Origin of the sequence: Lutibacter sp. (assembly GCF_013041805.1) — a bacterium.
GTDB lineage: Bacteria > Bacteroidota > Bacteroidia > Flavobacteriales > Flavobacteriaceae > Lutibacter.
Genome location: NZ_JABDRI010000042.1, coordinates 25,191 through 43,641, shown reverse-complemented (window position 1 = coordinate 43,641; position 18,451 = coordinate 25,191). Strand labels below are relative to the sequence as shown.

The following is an 18,451-nucleotide window of genomic DNA, read 5'->3' as shown; positions in this document are numbered from 1 at the left end:
TTAGCTTCAACTAAATCTCCATTATTTGCCAAAGTTACTGCATACCAGTATTTCATTTCTAAATTATCTGGATTTAATTTTTGAGCATTCATATAATGCTCTTTTGCCAACACATTATTTCCTGTTTCGACAGCCAAATCGCCTTGATTCATATATTCATAGGCCTTGTGAATTGTTAATAGTCTTCTCATTTCCTTTAAAGGGTTCTCACTATCTTCAACGCGTAAATCAACTACTTTATCTTCCCAAGCATTACCAGAACTCTTAGCTTTAACGACTAAAATGGCTACAGATTGTTTGCCTCTAATATCACCACCTTCATTTTGAGCTGCTTCCATTGCGATTAACATTCTTTCTGCTAAACTTCCTGTTGAGTTTTTAAAAGCTTCTGCCATTGCTGGCCAAACCGTATTTTTCTCCATTAAATTTGCTTGCACTGAGAAATTATCTCCAATAATATGTCCTGCAGCTTCAATACAATTTTTACCTGTATATGCGTGCACATTTCCCTGAACATCTAAAATTGCTAATTGCCTAACGTCTCTCCCTTCGTCCAAATCCAATAATGTTTGTATTGCTAATTTTGGAGATAAACCATTTTCAAGCAAACTTAAACCTCTTGGTCCAAATGAAGGATTTATAAAAGATTGTGTTGCTACAACTCCCACTCCTGCTTTTCCCCAAGCTACTAAACTACCAACAGAAAACCAGTGAGATTGAACTGCAACACCCATATCACCTGTTATTGTATCTCTTGCCACTATTGAATACGTATGTGCAAAAGGTTCCTTTTTGGAATATACTTGCTGTGAAAAAGAGTTTATATTGAAAAATAGTATAAATAGTAAAACAGCTGATAATTTCATAATTTCGTATTTTAAAAAATAAAGATACTATTCTTTTCATATATTTAAATACACATTAGTATGGGAATGTCAAATTTTTGGTTTTATACCATTATGATTATTGTTATTGGTCACGTAATTGCTGGCTTTGTATATTTAATATATATACTATCACCTAAGAAAAAGAAAGACCTAGACGGAAACAAAGACCTAGAACAAAACTAAAACCAATACTAAAATTGTGATAGCGTCTAAAACATATTTAATTAATCAACTCACTGCAATGGAAAACGCAAAACGAGTAAATCGTTTAAGAGTTGCTAATATGGTTTTAGAAAATCCATCACTTTTTAAGCATTTACTAGATCTTACTTTTGAAATTAACAGCAAATTATCTATCAGAGCTGTCTGGGTGTTAGAATTTGTTTGTGAAAAAAAACTAGATTGGTTAGCACCGTACCTCAACTATTTTACTAAAAATATAGGACTTTTGAAGTTCGACAGTGCCGTAAGACCAGCTTCCAAGATTTGTGAATTTTTAGCAAAGGCTTATACCTCTAACAATACATCATTCATTCAATCTCAACTAAAAACTAACCATATTAATACGATTATTGAAACTTGTTTTGATTGGTTAATTGGAAATCAAAGAGTGGCAGTAAAAGCGTATGCTATGGAGACGTTATTTCTTTTTGGCAAAAATGAAGAATGGGTACATCAAGAGTTACAATTAATTCTGCAGCATAATATGATAAATGAAAGTGCTGCATACCAAGCTCGTGGAAAGAAAATTTTAAGCTGGATTCGCAAAAAATAAATCGGAGAATTCAGGTTAATTTCATTAAATTTGCAAAACATTTCAAACTAAAAAAATGCCTTTAACCAATTTAAATGCCATTTCTCCAATTGATGGTAGATACAGAAATAAAGTAGAACGTTTAGCTGATTTTTTTTCAGAAGAAGCCTTAATTAAATATCGGGTAAAAGTTGAAATTGAATATTTTATTGCTTTATGTGAAATTCCTCTTCCTCAATTAGCAAATTTTGATGGGTCCCTTTTTGAACAATTAAGAGCTATTTATAAAGATTTCTCATCAGTAGAAGCTCAAAAAATTAAAGACATTGAAAGTATTACCAATCACGATGTGAAAGCAGTTGAGTATTTTATCAAAGAAAAATTTGACGCGCTACATTTACAAGAATATAAAGAGTTTATCCACTTTGGATTAACTTCACAAGACATTAACAATACTGCAACTCCGTTATCTATAAATGATGCTTTTGATGCTGTTTATTACCCTGAACTTGCATCATTATTAGAAAAGTTACGACAATTATCAATAGATTGGTCAGATGTATCAATGCTAGCTAGAACTCACGGTCAGCCAGCATCCCCGACAAGATTAGGAAAAGAAATTCAAGTTTTTATTGAACGTATTGAACAACAAGTAAACCAATTACAAAAAATTCCATACGCTGCTAAATTTGGTGGGGCAACTGGTAATTTTAACGCGCACAAAGTAGCTTACCCTTCAATAGATTGGAAAGTTTTTGGAACCCATTTTGTTGAAAAAGTATTAGGATTGCATCACTCATTTCCAACAACACAAATAGAACATTACGACCATTTAGCTGGTATTTTTGATGCTTTAAAAAGAATCAACACAATTTTAATTGATTTTGATAGAGACATGTGGACTTATGTTTCTATGGATTATTTTAAGCAAAAAATTAAGAAAGGTGAAGTTGGCTCATCAGCAATGCCACACAAAGTAAATCCTATAGATTTTGAAAATTCAGAAGGTAATTTAGGGATTGCAAATGCTTTATTTGAACATTTGTCGGCGAAATTACCTATTTCACGTTTGCAACGTGATTTAACAGATTCTACTGTATTAAGAAATGTTGGTGTTCCATTTAGTCACACAATTATTGCGTTTAGTTCTACGTTAAAAGGATTGAATAAATTATTAATTAATAGAGAGAAGTTTGCTGAAGATTTAGAGAATAATTGGGCAGTAGTTGCAGAGGCCATTCAAACAATTTTACGCAGAGAAGCATATCCAAATCCATATGAAGCGTTAAAAGGGTTAACTAGGACCAACGAAAAAATCACCCAAAAATCTATGTCTGATTTTATTGAAAGTTTAGAAGTTTCTAACGATATAAAAAATGAGTTAAAAGCAATAACGCCAAATAATTATACAGGTATATAAATGAAAAAAATTGTTCTAATATTCGTTTTATTAGTATCACTGTTCTCTTGTGAAAGTGATGAGCTAAATCCAGATAGATTTAAAACAGGAATTTTTGAAATCCCTGAAGGAAAAGGGTATGAAAAAACCATCATTATTAGACAAGATTCACTTCAAATTGAAAAATATGAAGATCGAATAGACTCGTTATCAATAGTTTGGAAAAACAATTTTAATTATACGCTTAAAATGTTGCATCCAAAAACAGCAATTGACGAAGAACCAATGTATGTTAAGATTACAAATTTAAATAAAAACTCATACGACTTCGAGATTAGAATTGGACATTCTAACTTCATTCAAAAAGGGACACTCTATAAAAAATAAATTATACAATGGAAATTTTCTTGCAAGCTGACACTTGGATAGCGTTATTAACACTTACATTTTTAGAAATTATATTAGGTATTGACAATATCATTTTTATTTCGATTACAGCTGGAAAACTACCACCAAACCAAGTAAAAAAGGCAACTAGAATAGGTTTACTTCTTGCACTTATCTTTAGAATTATATTACTACTTGGGGTTTCGTATTTAATTTCTATGAAAGAACCTTTCTTTTCTTTTGATTTATCTTGGTTTAAAGCTGGAATTACCGGTCAAAGTGTAATCTTAGTTCTAGGAGGAGTATTTTTACTTTATAAAAGTACAAGTGAAATTCACCATAAAGTGGAGGGAACAACCACAGAAAAAAAATCTAATACTGCTAAAATTGCGTCAACTTTAGGAATGGTTATTTTTCAAATTGTTATGATTGATATTGTATTCTCATTCGATTCTGTTTTAACAGCTGTTGGTATGACAAATGGTATTGATGGAGCTTTAATAATTATGATTATTGCAGTAATTATTTCAATAGTTATTATGATGATCTTTGCGACACCGGTTGGAAATTTTGTAAATGAACATCCTACAATTCAAATGTTAGCATTATCATTTTTAATTTTAATTGGTTTTATGCTGGTAACTGAAGGTGCTCACTTATCCAATGCTGTCATCTTTAATCAGCACGTTGGCGCCATACCTAAAGGCTACTTATACTTTGCTATTGCTTTTTCATTGGGTGTTGAGGCTTTAAATATGAAAGTACGCAAAAAAAAGTAATTAAATAGTTTACAAAACTTCACAATTTGCAAGGGTTATAAAATTTAACCAATTGTTTATTATGTATTTAATTAAAATTTACTGTAACAATCATTACAGAAGTCTGTAGTATTTATTACTGTTTTAAAAAAACTCCTCAACTACATTTGCAGCGTACTAAAAAACAAAAACTATGCGAATTAAAAATAGCTTATTAATTTTATTTTCTCTTTTTAACATTTTGATAATCAATGCACAAAATGAAAAGTTAATATCTTTAGAAGAAGTAATTACTAAAGTGAGAGAAAACAATCATACTATTAAAATATCAGAACAAGACTTTAATGCTGCTAAAGCAGATTTTAATCAAACCAATTCGATATTGCTTCCAAACATCTCCGTATCGCATTCAGCGATTTCAACTACAAATCCATTAATGGCATTTGGATCTAAATTGAATCAAGAGATTTTAACCCAATTTGATTTTAACCCTGATCTTTTAAATGACCCAGATGAAATTCAAAATTTTGCAACCAAAATTGAAATTCAACAACCAATTTTTAACGCAGATGGTTTATATATGCGAAAAGCTGCAAAAGCTAAAATGAATGCTTTTGAATTACAAACTGAAAGAACTACAGATTATATTGAATTAGAAGTTCAAAAAGCTTATATGCAATTACAAATTGCGTACAAAGCAGTGGAGGTTTTAGAAAAAGCGAAAGAAGCTGCTTTAGAAAATAAAAAAATTGCCGATAACAACTTTAAGAATGGCTATATGCAAAAAGCGGATATTTTATCTGTTGAAGTACATGTTACCGAAGTTGAAAATCAATTAATTACAATAAAAAGTAATGTTAAAAACGCTTCAGATTATTTGCAGTTCTTAATGGGAGAAACAAGTGCTGAATTATTAAAACCTTCCACAAAATTAGAGGCTTTGGTAAACACTGGTATTTATGATGATGAACTTTCTTCAAACAGGGCTGATATTGAAGCCATGGAGAAAAGCACTGAGGCTTATTCAAATATGCATAAAGCTAATAAAATGAGTTATTTACCAAGATTAAATGCGTTTGGAAGTTATGAGCTATATGATGATAAATTATTTGGAACAAATGCAAAAGGATATCTTGTTGGAGCGCAATTATCATGGAATGTTTTTGAAGGGTTTAAACGTGTTGGTAAAACTCAAAAGAGTAAAGCTGAATTAGACAAAGCTGAATTAAGTTTAGATCAATATAAAAATCAAAGTGAGCTTGAATTTAGTAAAGCAAAACGTCAACTTAAAGATGCTGAAAACAAATTAAAGCTAACACAATTAGCAGTAGATCAATCGAACGAAGCTTTAAGAATAAGAACCAATAGGTTTGAGCAAGGGTTAGAAAAAACTTCAGATTTATTGATTTCTGAAACTCAATATTTACAAAAACAATTAGAATATTTACAAACAGTTTTTAATTACAACTTTACAAAAGCTTACGTAGAATTTTTATCAAAATAATAAAGCTTACAGCTAAAAATAATCAAAAAAAATAGGTTTTAAAACACTCAAAAAATGAAAAAAATAGTAAAAATAATAGCAATAACAACATTAATTTTTGCAACAAGTTGTGGAAAAGATGCAGCTTCTATAGTTGATAATAGAACGACTGTAAATGTAAAAACAAACACCCCAACTTCTTCGAAAAATAATTTATTTATTTCTGCAAGTGGAAAAGTTGAAGCAGTTCAAAATGCCAACTTAAGTACACGTATGATGGGTTATGTAGACAACATTTATGTGAATGTTGGAAACAAAGTAACAAAAGGAGATTTACTATTAAGTATAAATAGTGCAGATATTAATGCGCAAAAAGCACAAGTTAATGCTTCAATTACTGAAGCTACTGCTGCATTTAAAAACGCTGAAAAAGATTACAATAGATTTACTGCTTTATTTAAAGAGAATAGTGCTTCCCAAAAGGAAATGGATGATATGACTGCACACTTTGAAATGTCAAAAGCGCGATTAGAAGCGGCAAACCAAATGAAAAACCAAGTAAACGCACAATTATCATATTCAAATATTAAAGCTCCATTTAGTGGTGTAATTACAGGTAAATTTGTAAATAAAGGAGATATGGCTAACCCAGGAATACCTTTAATTAGTATTGAGACTCCAGGAAAATATCAAGTTATTGCAATGGTTCCTGAATCTGAAATAACTTCTATACAAAAAGAGACTTCAGTAAATGTAATTATAAAAACAACTAATGAACTTTTAAAAGGTAAAGTAACCGAAGTAAGTTCATCTGCACAAAATACTGGTGGTCAATATTTAGTAAAAGTAATCTTAGATAAAACCGATGCAAATATACTTTCAGGAATGTTCACATCAGTACAATTTCCAATTGAGAAAAATGTAAACAAAAACAGCTTATTGCTGATTCCTGAAAATGCGTTAGTTAAACAAGGTCAATTATCTGGTGTTTATACCATAGGCGAAGGAAATGTAGCTATTTTAAGATGGCTAAGAATTGGTAAAACTTTTGGCAATCAAGTTGAAGTGTTATCAGGGTTATCAGCTGACGAACAGTACATTGTCTCAGCAGATGGAAAATTGTTTAATGGAGCAAAAATAAATGTTCAATAAACAGCTATTAATCGTAAATTTTTAGTTTAAAACTTTAAACAAATTAAAATGCAAGAAGGTATATCAGGTAAAGTAGCCAATGTTTTTATTAATTCGAAATTAACAATTCTGTTAATGGTAGCGTTAATGGCCATTGGTATCTATAGTTCATTTTTAATTCCAAGGGAAGAAGAGCCACAAATTATTGTTCCAATGGCCGATGTTTTAGTTGGTTATCCAGGAGCAAGTCCAACAGAAATAGAAAGTCGTGTTGTAAAACCATTAGAAAAAGTAATTTCAAATATTAAAGGTGTTCAGCATGTACACAGTATAGCCATGAACGGACAATCTATGATGATTGTGCAGTTTTACGTTGGTGAAAATACTGAAGATTCATATGTAAAATTATATGATGAATTAATGAGACATCAAGGAATGTTTCCTTCAGGAGTTACGCAACCATTAGTAAAAACAAGGTCTATTGATGATGTACCAATGCTAGGACTAACCTTTTGGAGTGAAAATTATGACGATTTTCAAATTCGCCAAATTGCTGAAGAAGTTACTTCTGAAATTGAAAAGGTTAAAGATGTTTCCATAACTAAAGTTATTGGTGGAAGAAACCGTCAATTAAAAGTTGTACTTGATAAAGATAAAATGGCTGAGAACGGTGTTGATGCACTTGGTATTATGCAAATGATACAGGCCAACAATAGTAGTTCACAATCTGGTAGCTTTACCAAAGATGATCAAGAATATTTAATAACAACTGGTAAATTTTTAACTTCAGCTGATGATGTTAAAAACCTAGTAGTTGGCGTATACAAAAATATGCCAGTGTACTTAAAGCAAGTAGCTGAAATTCAAGATGGTCCATCAAGACCTGCTAATTATGTATCATTTGGTTTTGGAAAAGCCAATGACAATTTCAATGCAAACCCTGCTGAATATTCTGCAGTAACAATTTCCGTAGCAAAAGTAAAAGGTGCTGATGCTATGAAAATTTCAGAGAAAATTTTAACTAAAGTTGACCAATTAAAGTTAAACTTAATTCCTTCTGATGTTCACGTTGATGTAACAAGAAATTATGGTGAAACAGCTTCACATAAAGTGGGCGAATTATTGCTACACCTAGGTGTTGCTATATTAGCGGTTACTATTTTAGTAATGCTTGCTATGGGTTGGCGAGGAGGATTAGTTGTTTTCTTTTCAGTTCCATTAACATTTGCTTTAACCTTATTTAGTTATTATTTGCTCGGATACACTTTAAACAGAATTACATTATTTGCATTGGTTTTCGTGGTTGGTATTGTTGTAGATGATAGTATTATTATTGCTGAAAATATGCATAGGCATTTTAAAATGAAGCGATTACCTTTTAAACAGGCAGCAATTTATGCCATTAACGAAGTTGGTAATCCTACAATTTTAGCAACCTTTACTGTTATTGCAGCAATATTACCTATGGCATTTGTATCGGGTATGATGGGACCTTATATGAGTCCTATGCCTATTGGAGCTTCCATTGCAATGATACTTTCATTATTTGTAGCTTTAACAGTAACACCTTACTTAGGTTACCACTTATTGCAAGAAAAAGACAATGAAAAACACAAGGAAGAAGAAGGATTTGACACTGGATGGATTTATAAAATTTATAAAAAAACAGAACAACCACTTTTAGATAGTAAAAGAAACCGTTGGGTAATGTTAGGAATCACAGTGGTTTTATTATTTGGATCGATATTAATGTTTTTTACAAAGTCTGTTGCTGTAAAAATGCTTCCTTTTGACAATAAAAATGAGTTCCAAGTAGTAATTGATATGCCTGAAGGTACTACTTTAGAAAGAACAGCTGCTGTTACCAAAGAAATAGCACAATACTTATCTACGATTCCTGAAGTAACAAACTATCAAAACTATATTGGTACCTCTGCTCCTATTACTTTTAACGGATTAGTTCGTCATTATGATATTCGTGGAGGAAGTAATATGGCAGATATTCAAGTTAATTTATTACCAAAAGGAGATAGAAAATTACAAAGTCATGATATTGCTAAGATAGCCAGACCAGAAATTCAAAAAATTTCAAAAAAATATGGAGCTAATGTAAAATTAGTTGAGGTTCCACCTGGACCACCAGTTTTATCTACGCTAGTTGCAGAAGTATACGGACCTGATTATAAAGAACAAATTAAAGTAGCGTATCAAGTAAAGGAAATTCTGCAAAATACAACTGATGTTGTTGATATTGACTGGATGGTGGAAGATGTTCAAATTGAATATAGATTAGAGGTTGATAAAGAAAAAGCAATGCTAAATGGAATTGCTCCAAAACAAGTTGTAGGGAACTTAACTTACTTACTAAAAGAGTATCCAATTTCTAACTTATACGACGAAACGTCTTTCGATCAGGTAGATATTGTACTTGCGTTAAGTGATGCGGATAAAACTAGCTTGCAAGATCTTCAAAATATAAAAATAAAAGGAAATCAAGGTAATCTTGTTCCTATAAGTGATTTAGTAACTGTTAAACAAGATACGTTACAAAAAACAATTTTTAGAAAGGACCAAAAACAAGTTGTTTATATAACTGCAGATATGGCTGGAGGACTAGAAAGTCCAGTATATGCGATTTTAGGGATGAAAGAAAAATTAGAAAAAATAGAACTTCCTAAAGGGTATAAACTAAATGAATTGTATATGGAACAGCCTTCAGATGAAAGTGATTTTGCTGTTAAATGGGATGGTGAATGGCAAATTACATTAGAAGTTTTTCGTGATTTAGGTGCTGCCTTTTTAATAGTTATAATTATTATATATATGTTAATTGTTGGGTGGTTCCAAAACTTTAAAACACCAATGGTAATGATGTTAGCAATTCCACTGTCATTAATAGGAATTGTATTAGGTCACTGGTTATTTGGTGCATTTTTTACTGCTACATCATTTATTGGAATGATTGCGTTGGCAGGTGTCATGGTAAGGAATTCAGTTTTACTTATTGATTTTATAGAAATTAGATTAAACGACGGAATTCCTTTAAAACAAGCTATTATTGATGCTGGAGCGGTTAGAACTACTCCTATATTATTAACAACAGGAGCTGTTGTAATTGGTGCTTCAATTATATTATTTGACCCAATATTTCAAGGGTTAGCCATCTCTTTAGTAGCTGGAGCGATAGTTTCTACATTATTAACTCTTATTGTAGTACCAATGATTTACTATATGAGTGAAAAAAAGAAATGGGAAAAATAGTTGATGTTTCAGGTTTAGAAATAAGCCTGAAACTTTTAATTCTTAAAAAGAAAAATTATGAAATTACTAATGATTACCGCAATTGAAGCATTCGAAGAAGATATTAAGTTTTTATTAAAAAAATGCACAATTACACATTTTTCTTACACCGATGTTAAAGGTCATCGAGATTTATCAGAGGAATCTGTTGGAGAAAATTGGTTTGCTAGCGATATGAATGAAAGTCAATCTATCATTTTTTATGCATTTGTACCAAAAGAAAAAGCTGAAAATTTATTTAATTCCGTGAAGAAATTTAACGATGAACAAAGAACATCATCAAAAGTTCATGCTGTTCTTATGAATATTGAAAAATCAAATTAAAACGATCAATTATGATACAAAGAATTATTAGTGCGGTTGCAGGAACATTTATATTACTTAGTGTAATTCTTGCAATTAAAGTGAATATTAACTGGCTATGGTTTACGGCATTTGTAGGAGCTAATTTACTTCAATCTGCCTTTACAAAATGGTGTTTAATGGCTGATATTTTAAAAAAATTAGGCGTTAAAGATTAATTTTTTTGTAATATTGCAGCTCAATTTTATGAAAATTAAAGTTAGAGCTAAACATATAATTTCATTTCTATTCGTTATAACTGTATTGTTTCCTTTAACAATACAGTTTTCTCATGCATTCCAAAAACATGAGTATTCAGAAACTAGCTTAGAAAATCATGTGCAGGCTCATCTGCCAATAAATGACTGCAAATTTTTTCATGATCAAATTAATTACAATACAATTACCTTTTCTTCAAAATTCACACCTAATGAAGCCATTTTAATTGAAGAAAAAATAATTACTCAAGAAAAAGGAAAAGAATCAACTTCATTTTTTTACCGGCCATCTAGAGCTCCACCTTCACTTTTATTTTTTTTATAGAAAGTAATAATAAAAGTTTAAATACATCAATTATAGTTAAATGAAAATATATATATCTATCCTATTTATAGGATTATCTCTTATTTCCCAAGCACAAAATAAAATATCTGGTATTGTAACAAATAGTCAAAATGAACCTATAATGGGTGTCGAAATTTACGCTGAAGACCTGAATAAAGGAACATCTACAAATGAAGAAGGCTATTACGAGTTAACAAATTTGCCAACAACAAAAATTAAACTAACTGCTGCCTTCATTGGCTATCAAACTGAAACAAAACTAATTACTATTCAAAATAATGAAACTGAAATAAATTTTGTTTTAGAAGAAGCAGTTTTTAAGATGGATGAAATAATTATTTCAACAGCATTTAATAAATTACAATCACAAAATGTAATGAAAGTTGATCACGAAAGTATTAGTTCATTACAAAAAAAAGGAGTAGCAACATTAATTGAAGGTCTAACAACCATACCAGGTGTTTCTCAAATATCAACAGGTGTTTCTATTGGAAAGCCAATGATTAGAGGTTTAAGTGGTAATCGTGTACTAGTATATTCACAAGGTGTACGTATTGAAAATCAGCAGTTTGGAGATGAACACGGTTTAGGTTTAAACGATGCAGGTATTGAAAGTGTAGAAGTCATAAAAGGTCCGGCTTCATTACTTTATGGTTCTGATGCTTTGGGTGGTGTTTTATATTTTATTCCAGAAAAATTTGCAGAAGCAAATTCAATAAAAACTGATTTCACACAAAAATTATTTTCAAATACCTTAGGTAGTAATTCATCCATAGGGGTAAAAACTTCATCAAATAATTGGAAATTTTTAGTAAGAGGAACATACAATACACAATCAGATTATAAAATTCCAAACGGAGACCGAATAACAAATACACGATTTAACGAAACAGATTTTAAAACTGGAATTGGATATCAAAATTCTAAATTTTCAAGTGTAGTGCGCTACAATTTTAACAAATTAGATATTGGTATTCCTGAAGATGGTGTTTCCGAACAAACGACAAGCAAAAAAACTATTTTTCCAAAACAAGAAGTAAATAATCATTTACTTAGTTTAAATAATATTTTCTTTTTTGAAAATTCAAAAGTTGCTGTAGATTTAGGGTATATTTCAAATGAAAGAAGTGAATTTGAAGACAGTAATGAGGCTGCTTTACATATGAAATTAAATACCCTAAATTATAATACAAAATATACCTTACCCAAACTCGGAAATATTGAAACAATAGTAGGTTTGCAAGGAATGCATCAAACCAATGATAATTATGGAGAAGAATATTTAATTCCTAATGCCATTACAAATGATATTGGTTTATATGGTACAGCAAATTACGAATGGGAAATGAATGTACTTCAAGCTGGAATCCGATTTGATAATAGAAATATTTCATCTGAGGAAAATGGAATTTTTGGAGAAGAAGGTTATTTTGAAAAACTAAATAAATCGTACAATAGCTTTAATGCCTCTTTAGGATATAAAAGTAGTTTAAGTGACCGTTTACTACTGCGAGTAAATGTTGCCTCAGGATTTAGAGCGCCTAATTTAGCAGAATTAACGTCAAACGGTGTGCACGAAGGAACGAACAGATATGAAATAGGAAATAGTGATTTAAAAACTGAACAAAATGTACAAACTGATGTAAATTTTGAATACAATAGTAAACATTTTGAGTTTTTCATAAATGGGTTTTACAATCACATAAATAACTATATTTATACTTCTCCTTCTGGAACTCAAATTGAAGATAATGCCGTTTTTAATTATGTCCAAAATGAAGCAAAATTATATGGAGGAGAAATGGGAATACATTTACATCCACATCCATTGGATTGGCTGCATTTTGAGAGTAATTTTGAAACAGTAACTGGGAAAAAACAAAATGGTGATTATTTACCCCTAATTCCTGCAAACAATTGGAATAACACTATTCGATTAGAATTTGATAACAAATGGTTGGCTGAGGGTTTTGCCTCGCTAAATGTCTCAAGCACATTTAATCAAAACAATGTAAGTGGATTTGAAACAGCTTCAAACGGATACACTTTAGTAAATATTGGAATTGGCGGAAAAATACAAATTAACAAGACAACTTTTGATATTAGCTTAAATGGAAATAATATATTTGATAAGAGCTATATTTCTCATCTATCACGTTTAAAAGTAGACGAAATTAATAATATTGGGAGTAATTTTAGTGCGAGTATAAAATTTAATATTTAGCCTTAGCTAACTTATAGTTAGTGAATTATTTTTTTTACAAAATCATAAATAATAAGACAGTTTAATGTAAACTATTTTATTATTTATGATTTTTGTAGTTTACTACCAAAATATCTTCCTAAAATTATATAAAGGAATAGTAATTTTTATAAGTTCTTTATTTCAATAAGTTATATTCTTTGCTAAAATATGAATTGCTTCTAGAAAAATTTCAATTTCTCATAAATCGACTATAACAAACTGAAAGACAGTACAAAAAATAAGATTTCTTCGTAACTTTAGTTACCGCTAATTTTAATTGTTTTTCGTATGAATAGAACTAACCTATTAAACGAACTTTGGGAATATCAAAATAAACACGGATATATCTCAAAAAGAGCAATCACTCAAATTGCTAAATCTCTTAAAGTTTCAATATTAGATATAGAAGGGGTTATTAGTTTTTATCATTTTTTCCATCAAAAACCTACAGGAAAATTCATTATTTATCTAAATAACAGCATCATTTCAGAATTTAAAGGCTTTCAATATATAAAAGCCGCATTTGAAAAAGAAACAGGGTGTACATTTAACGAATATGATGAAAATCCTCTTTTTTCATTATTTGAAACCTCTTGTATAGGATTAAGTGACCAGGAACCAGCTGCGTTAATTAATTTTTATCCTTTTACTAATTTAACTGTGAAAAAGGTTAAAACAATAATTAAACAATTAAAAGAAGATGAAAAGTTAGCTACTATTTCAAGTTCTTTTATAAGTAAAATACAATACACTCCTTCAGAAGAGAAAACTATGTTGTTCAGAAATTACATAGAAGGAAATTCCCTTAAAAAAATAAGAAAATATAGCGCATCAGAAATTTTAGAAAATATTTCAAAATCAGGACTTACTGGTCGTGGAGGTGCTTTTTTTTCGACAGCACAAAAATGGAAATATTGCAAAGAAAGTAAAAGTGATAAAAAAATTATTATTTGCAATGCAGATGAAGGAGAACCTGGAACGTTTAAGGATAAAGCGCTGTTAAACAATTATCCTGGACTGATTATTGAAGGAATGATCATTTCTGCATATGTTACGGGAGCAAAAGAAGGATTCATATATTTAAGAGCCGAATATAAATACCTACTGAAAAAATTAGAAAAGACTCTTGAAAAATTTGTAGATAAAGGGTTTTTAGGTGACCATATTTGTGGAATTCCAAACTTTAATTTTTATATAAAAATTCAATTAGGAGCAGGTGCATATATTTGTGGAGAAGAAAAAGCCCTTATTGAATCATTAGAAGGTAAGCGTGGGGAGCCTAGGCTTCAAAAATACTTTCCTACTCAAAATGGATATTTAGGTTACTCAACCATAGTTAATAATGTAGAAACATTCGCTAAAGCTTCTCGAGTTATAGAATTGGGTACTACTTATATTTCAAAAATAGGAACCCAAAAAAGTAAAGGAACAAAACTATTAAGCATTTCTGGTGATGTTGCAAAACCGGGAATTTACGAGATTGAATGGGGAACAACCATTCGAGAATTATTAAAATTATGTGAAGCGCTTTCACCTTATTACATTCAAATAAGTGGTCCATCAGGGGAATGCATAAACTCTACTGAATTTGATAGGAAAATTTGTGAAGAAGATATTGCTTGCGGAGGCTCGATCATGATTTTCAATAGATCAAGAGACATCCTTCAAATACAAAAGAATTTTATGAATTTTTTCAAAATAGAATCCTGTGGCGTATGCACTCCATGCAGAGCAGGAAACCAAATTTTATATGAAAAAATTAAAAAAATTGAGCGAGGGTTATCAACTGAAAAAGATCTGGAAGAAATTAAACAATGGGCGAACATCATTAAACTTTCTAGCCGCTGTGGATTAGGTAAAACATCTCCAAATTCGTTGGTCATGGCCATTGATAAATTTAAAGATTATTTCAATTTAAAAACCTCACCTATTACTGAAAATCAATACGTTGAGTTTGATATGGAAAATGCCATTCAGGAATACGATGATGTTATTAATAACTTATAAATTACTTTGATATGGAACGTATATCATTTACCATAGACGGACGAATTTGTGCATCAGACAAAGGACTGAACCTTATAGAAGCTGCCAAACAAAATGGAATATTTATTCCAACATTATGTCATTTCAAACATCAAAACCCTATTGGTAGTTGCAGAATTTGTACTGTTAAACTCAATGGAAAAGCCATTGCTGGTTGTACTTTAAATGTACAAGAAGGAATGAATATTGAAGTCAATACTCCTATATTATTAGATACAAGAAAAGCCATTTTAGAAATGATGTTTGTAGAGGGCAACCATTTTTGCCCTTCTTGCGAAAAAAGTGGTGACTGTCAAATGCAAAATTTAGGCTATGAAACGGGCATTAGATCCGCACGCTTTCCTCATTTATTTGTTGAACGATTTATTGATGCAAAAGCAAAACGCATAGTAATAAATAAAAACAGATGTATAAAATGTAAGCGATGTTTTGAAGAAGTTACAACAAATGATGGCTATAAAGTTTTTAGCTTTATAAATAAAGGAAACAAAACAATTGTATCAGTTGATTATGAGCAAGAAGAGAAACTTACAGAATCTCAAGCTCAATATGCCATGAAAATTTGTCCTACTGGCGCCATTTTAGTGAAAGGAAAATCTTTAAGTAAGCCATTTGGCGATCGAATTTTTGACCAAGGTATTCCAGGAAAAACAATCCCATTTCTTAAAACCAATAAAAATAATAATAGTACACAAAAAAAACTTGTGGCTACCACTTCATTAGCTGGTTGCTTTGGATGCCATATGTCTATGCTCGATATAGATTTAGGATTATTAGATTTAATAGAGCTAGTTGAATTTAATAAATCTCCTTTTACAGATATTAAAAAATTTACAAAACGTTGTGATATTGGTATTATTGAAGGTGGTTGTAGTAATACACATAATTTTGAAGTGCTAAGAGCATTTCGTGAAAATTGTGACATTTTAGTCTCCGTTGGTGAATGTGCAATTTGGGGTGGTTTACCAGCACTTAGAAATACTATTTCATTAGAGGAATGCTTAAATGAAGCATATAAAAACTCCTTATCAAGTGAACAAGATGAGACTATAATTCCAAATCACGAAGAAATCCCTAAAATTTTTAATAAAGTCTATGCAAATCATGAAATCGTAAAAATCGATTATCATATACCTGGTTGTCCTCCAAACTCAAATCACATATGGAATGTGGTTAAGAATATATTATTTGAAGAAGAATATGCTATTCCATATCCTGAATTTAAATATGATTAATTGCTAAACTGTTTAAAATGAAACCAAAAAAAATCACCATAGATCCAGTAACCCGTGTTGAAGGTCACGGCAAAGTAACCATTCAATTAGATGACAATGGTCTTGTTAAAAATGCTTTTTTGCATGTAGTAGAATTTAGAGGTTTTGAAAAATTTATACAAGGTCATCCTTATTGGGAAGTTCCTATTCTCGTTCAAAGATTGTGCGGTATTTGCCCGGTAAGTCATCACTTAGCAGCAGCAAAAGCTATTGATCAATTAGTAGGTGTCGATCCTAAAAATCTATCTTCCACAGCTACAAAACTGAGAAAATTATTACACTACGGACAAGTTTTTCAATCTCATGCATTACACTTTTTCTATTTAGCCTCACCAGATTTGCTTTTCGGTATTAATGCTCCAGCAGAAAAAAGAAATATTGTTGCTGTAGCTTCTGAAAATAAAGAGCTTGCCAAAAAAGGAATTTTGATGCGAAAATTTGGGCAAGAAATTATTCATGCTTTAACTGGAAAAAAAATTCACGGAACACTTGCGGTCCCTGGTGGTGTGCATAAAACTTTTACAAATGAAGAACGTAACTATTTTTTAAATGGAAAACAAATCCCGAATATAGATACAATGATTTCTTGGTCTGAAGAAGTAATCCTTTTTATGAAAAAATATCATCAAGAAAATAGAGAATGGATTGATAATTTCGCATCGTATCCTACAAATCATTTAGGCATAGTAGATAAAACTACCGGAGCTTTAGAATTATATGATGGAAATCTGCGCTCAATAGATTTTGAAGGAAATGAATTATTAAATATTGAAGATATTGATTATAGAAATCATTTTAAAGAAGCCGTTGAGCCTTGGTCCTATATGAAATTTCCATATATGACAACATATGGCAGAGAAGATGGCTGGAATAGAGTTGGACCTTTGGCAAGAATAAACACTTGTTCACACATAGATACACCTTTAGCTGAAAAAGAAAGACAACTATTTAAACTACAGACCAATAACAAACCTAATAATATGACCATGCACTCACATTGGGCTCGGTTAATTGAATTGCTGCATTGTGCTGAAAAAATAAAAGAATTATTACTTGATGATGATATTATGGGAACTGATTTAGTAATGAAAGGTATTCCTAGAAATAAAGGAATTGGTATTATTGAAGCTCCGAGAGGCACCTTAATTCATGAGTACCACATTGATGATAAGGGATTAATTACAAAATGTAATTTAATTGTTTCCACAACCCACAATAACGAAGCGTTAAACAAAGGCATTAGAACTGTTGCTCAAGATGTATTAAGTAATCAACTTGAAATTACTGAACCAATGCTAAATCAAATTGAAATGTCCATTAGGGCTTATGACCCTTGTTTAAGTTGTGCTACTCATGCACTGGGACAAATGCCATTAATTTTGCGATTAGAAGATAACCAAGGACATTTGATTCATGAAAAAATTAGATAACACCTTAATCATTGGAATAGGAAATAATACACGCCAAGATGACGGTCTTGGTTGGAGTTTCATAGAATTACTTGAAAAAAATAATTTCAATTCAAATAATTTGGTATACAAATATCAATTAATGGTTGAAGATGCAGAGCTCATTTCAAACTATTCAAATGTAGTTTTTGTTGATGCTTGTAAATCACCATTACCTAATGGATTTTCGATAGAACGTATTTATGCTTCAAAACAAGTTTCTTTTTCTACACATGAGGTTCCTCCAAATCAAATATTAAATTTATGCCAAACTGTATATAATAAAAACCCAGTTGCAACTTTAATTAAAATTCAAGGCTATGATTGGGATATTAAAATTGGGCTTACTAAAAAAGCATTAAATAATTTAACAAAAACTATTGCTAATTTTAAACTGTTAGATTTTTAAAATCATTAAATTTGCACTTTAATT

General features: G+C 30.6%; 17 protein-coding genes. 16 read left to right on the top strand and 1 reads right to left on the bottom strand.

Features of this window, described 5'->3' with window-relative positions; translation table 11 throughout:
- On the bottom strand, positions 1 to 866 hold an 866-nt coding region (locus tag HKP59_RS06260), incomplete at its 3' end, for a DUF1028 domain-containing protein (RefSeq protein ID WP_291804606.1).
- Positions 867 to 926: 60 nt separating this feature from the next.
- Here HKP59_RS06260 and HKP59_RS06255 point away from each other — a divergent pair.
- The 16 genes from HKP59_RS06255 to HKP59_RS06180 all read left to right on the top strand — a co-directional run bounded on the left by HKP59_RS06255 (position 927) and on the right by HKP59_RS06180 (position 18,427).
- Complete coding sequence (locus HKP59_RS06255) at positions 927 to 1,070, top strand: hypothetical protein (protein WP_291804604.1); 144 nt, start codon at positions 927 to 929, stop codon at positions 1,068 to 1,070.
- Positions 1,071 to 1,128: 58 nt separating this feature from the next.
- A complete protein-coding gene (locus HKP59_RS06250; protein WP_291804601.1) occupies positions 1,129 to 1,662 on the top strand; it encodes an adenylosuccinate lyase in 534 nt (177 codons plus the stop codon).
- A 55-nt stretch (positions 1,663 to 1,717) separates the two neighbouring features.
- Complete coding sequence (purB, locus tag HKP59_RS06245) at positions 1,718 to 3,061, top strand: adenylosuccinate lyase (protein WP_291804599.1); 1,344 nt, start codon at positions 1,718 to 1,720, stop codon at positions 3,059 to 3,061.
- The gene (locus HKP59_RS06240) at positions 3,062 to 3,427 is read left to right on the top strand and encodes a hypothetical protein (RefSeq protein WP_291804597.1); all 366 of its coding nucleotides are present in this window, start codon (positions 3,062 to 3,064) and stop codon (positions 3,425 to 3,427) included.
- An 8-nt stretch (positions 3,428 to 3,435) separates the two neighbouring features.
- The gene (locus tag HKP59_RS06235; RefSeq protein ID WP_291804595.1) at positions 3,436 to 4,206 is read left to right on the top strand and encodes a TerC family protein; all 771 of its coding nucleotides are present in this window, start codon (positions 3,436 to 3,438) and stop codon (positions 4,204 to 4,206) included.
- Between the two features lie 172 nt (positions 4,207 to 4,378).
- Positions 4,379 to 5,689 carry a TolC family protein gene (locus HKP59_RS06230; RefSeq protein ID WP_291804594.1) on the top strand — a complete coding sequence of 437 codons (1,311 nt, stop codon included), beginning with the start codon at positions 4,379 to 4,381 and terminating at the stop codon, positions 5,687 to 5,689.
- A 54-nt stretch (positions 5,690 to 5,743) separates the two neighbouring features.
- Positions 5,744 to 6,820 (top strand): efflux RND transporter periplasmic adaptor subunit, encoded by a 1,077-nt coding sequence (locus HKP59_RS06225; RefSeq protein WP_291804593.1) that lies wholly within the window; start codon positions 5,744 to 5,746, stop codon positions 6,818 to 6,820.
- 48 nt (positions 6,821 to 6,868) lie between these two features.
- Complete coding sequence (locus HKP59_RS06220) at positions 6,869 to 10,060, top strand: efflux RND transporter permease subunit (RefSeq protein WP_291804591.1); 3,192 nt, start codon at positions 6,869 to 6,871, stop codon at positions 10,058 to 10,060.
- 57 nt (positions 10,061 to 10,117) lie between these two features.
- Entirely contained in the window at positions 10,118 to 10,423 is a 306-nt protein-coding gene (locus HKP59_RS06215) for a hypothetical protein (RefSeq protein ID WP_291804590.1), read from the top strand.
- A gap of 11 nt (positions 10,424 to 10,434) precedes the next feature.
- Positions 10,435 to 10,620: a DUF2892 domain-containing protein gene (locus tag HKP59_RS06210; RefSeq protein WP_291804589.1), complete on the top strand. Its 186-nt coding sequence runs from the start codon at positions 10,435 to 10,437 to the stop codon at positions 10,618 to 10,620.
- A 28-nt stretch (positions 10,621 to 10,648) separates the two neighbouring features.
- The gene (locus HKP59_RS06205) at positions 10,649 to 10,984 is read left to right on the top strand and encodes a hypothetical protein (RefSeq protein WP_291804588.1); all 336 of its coding nucleotides are present in this window, start codon (positions 10,649 to 10,651) and stop codon (positions 10,982 to 10,984) included.
- Positions 10,985 to 11,024: 40 nt separating this feature from the next.
- Positions 11,025 to 13,229 carry a TonB-dependent receptor gene (locus tag HKP59_RS06200; RefSeq protein ID WP_291804587.1) on the top strand — a complete coding sequence of 735 codons (2,205 nt, stop codon included), beginning with the start codon at positions 11,025 to 11,027 and terminating at the stop codon, positions 13,227 to 13,229.
- 309 nt (positions 13,230 to 13,538) lie between these two features.
- Positions 13,539 to 15,257, top strand: coding sequence for an NAD(P)H-dependent oxidoreductase subunit E (locus HKP59_RS06195; RefSeq protein ID WP_291804586.1), 1,719 nt, complete (start codon positions 13,539 to 13,541; stop codon positions 15,255 to 15,257).
- 11 nt (positions 15,258 to 15,268) lie between these two features.
- On the top strand, positions 15,269 to 16,531 hold the full coding sequence (locus HKP59_RS06190) for a 2Fe-2S iron-sulfur cluster-binding protein (protein WP_291804585.1): 1,263 nt from the start codon (positions 15,269 to 15,271) through the stop codon (positions 16,529 to 16,531).
- Positions 16,532 to 16,548: 17 nt separating this feature from the next.
- Complete coding sequence (locus HKP59_RS06185) at positions 16,549 to 18,000, top strand: Ni/Fe hydrogenase subunit alpha (RefSeq protein WP_291804584.1); 1,452 nt, start codon at positions 16,549 to 16,551, stop codon at positions 17,998 to 18,000.
- Positions 17,984 to 18,427, top strand: coding sequence for a hydrogenase maturation protease (locus HKP59_RS06180; RefSeq protein WP_291804583.1), 444 nt, complete (start codon positions 17,984 to 17,986; stop codon positions 18,425 to 18,427). Before HKP59_RS06185 ends, HKP59_RS06180 begins: the two co-directional genes overlap by 17 nt.
- The last annotated feature ends 24 nt before the right edge of the window (positions 18,428 to 18,451 follow it).

Excerpts from the sequence above, each read along its gene's own strand:
- HKP59_RS06255 (WP_291804604.1), top strand. The coding sequence starts at position 927 with ATGGGAATGTCAAATTTTTGGTTTTATACCATTATGATTATTGTTATT.
- HKP59_RS06250 (WP_291804601.1), top strand. The coding sequence starts at position 1,129 with ATGGAAAACGCAAAACGAGTAAATCGTTTAAGAGTTGCTAATATGGTT.
- purB (WP_291804599.1), top strand. The coding sequence starts at position 1,718 with ATGCCTTTAACCAATTTAAATGCCATTTCTCCAATTGATGGTAGATAC.
- HKP59_RS06240 (WP_291804597.1), top strand. The coding sequence starts at position 3,062 with ATGAAAAAAATTGTTCTAATATTCGTTTTATTAGTATCACTGTTCTCT.
- HKP59_RS06235 (WP_291804595.1), top strand. The coding sequence starts at position 3,436 with ATGGAAATTTTCTTGCAAGCTGACACTTGGATAGCGTTATTAACACTT.
- HKP59_RS06230 (WP_291804594.1), top strand. The coding sequence starts at position 4,379 with ATGCGAATTAAAAATAGCTTATTAATTTTATTTTCTCTTTTTAACATT.
- HKP59_RS06225 (WP_291804593.1), top strand. The coding sequence starts at position 5,744 with ATGAAAAAAATAGTAAAAATAATAGCAATAACAACATTAATTTTTGCA.
- HKP59_RS06220 (WP_291804591.1), top strand. The coding sequence starts at position 6,869 with ATGCAAGAAGGTATATCAGGTAAAGTAGCCAATGTTTTTATTAATTCG.
- HKP59_RS06215 (WP_291804590.1), top strand. The coding sequence starts at position 10,118 with ATGAAATTACTAATGATTACCGCAATTGAAGCATTCGAAGAAGATATT.
- HKP59_RS06210 (WP_291804589.1), top strand. The coding sequence starts at position 10,435 with ATGATACAAAGAATTATTAGTGCGGTTGCAGGAACATTTATATTACTT.
- HKP59_RS06205 (WP_291804588.1), top strand. The coding sequence starts at position 10,649 with ATGAAAATTAAAGTTAGAGCTAAACATATAATTTCATTTCTATTCGTT.
- HKP59_RS06200 (WP_291804587.1), top strand. The coding sequence starts at position 11,025 with ATGAAAATATATATATCTATCCTATTTATAGGATTATCTCTTATTTCC.
- HKP59_RS06195 (WP_291804586.1), top strand. The coding sequence starts at position 13,539 with ATGAATAGAACTAACCTATTAAACGAACTTTGGGAATATCAAAATAAA.
- HKP59_RS06190 (WP_291804585.1), top strand. The coding sequence starts at position 15,269 with ATGGAACGTATATCATTTACCATAGACGGACGAATTTGTGCATCAGAC.
- HKP59_RS06185 (WP_291804584.1), top strand. The coding sequence starts at position 16,549 with ATGAAACCAAAAAAAATCACCATAGATCCAGTAACCCGTGTTGAAGGT.
- HKP59_RS06180 (WP_291804583.1), top strand. The coding sequence starts at position 17,984 with ATGAAAAAATTAGATAACACCTTAATCATTGGAATAGGAAATAATACA.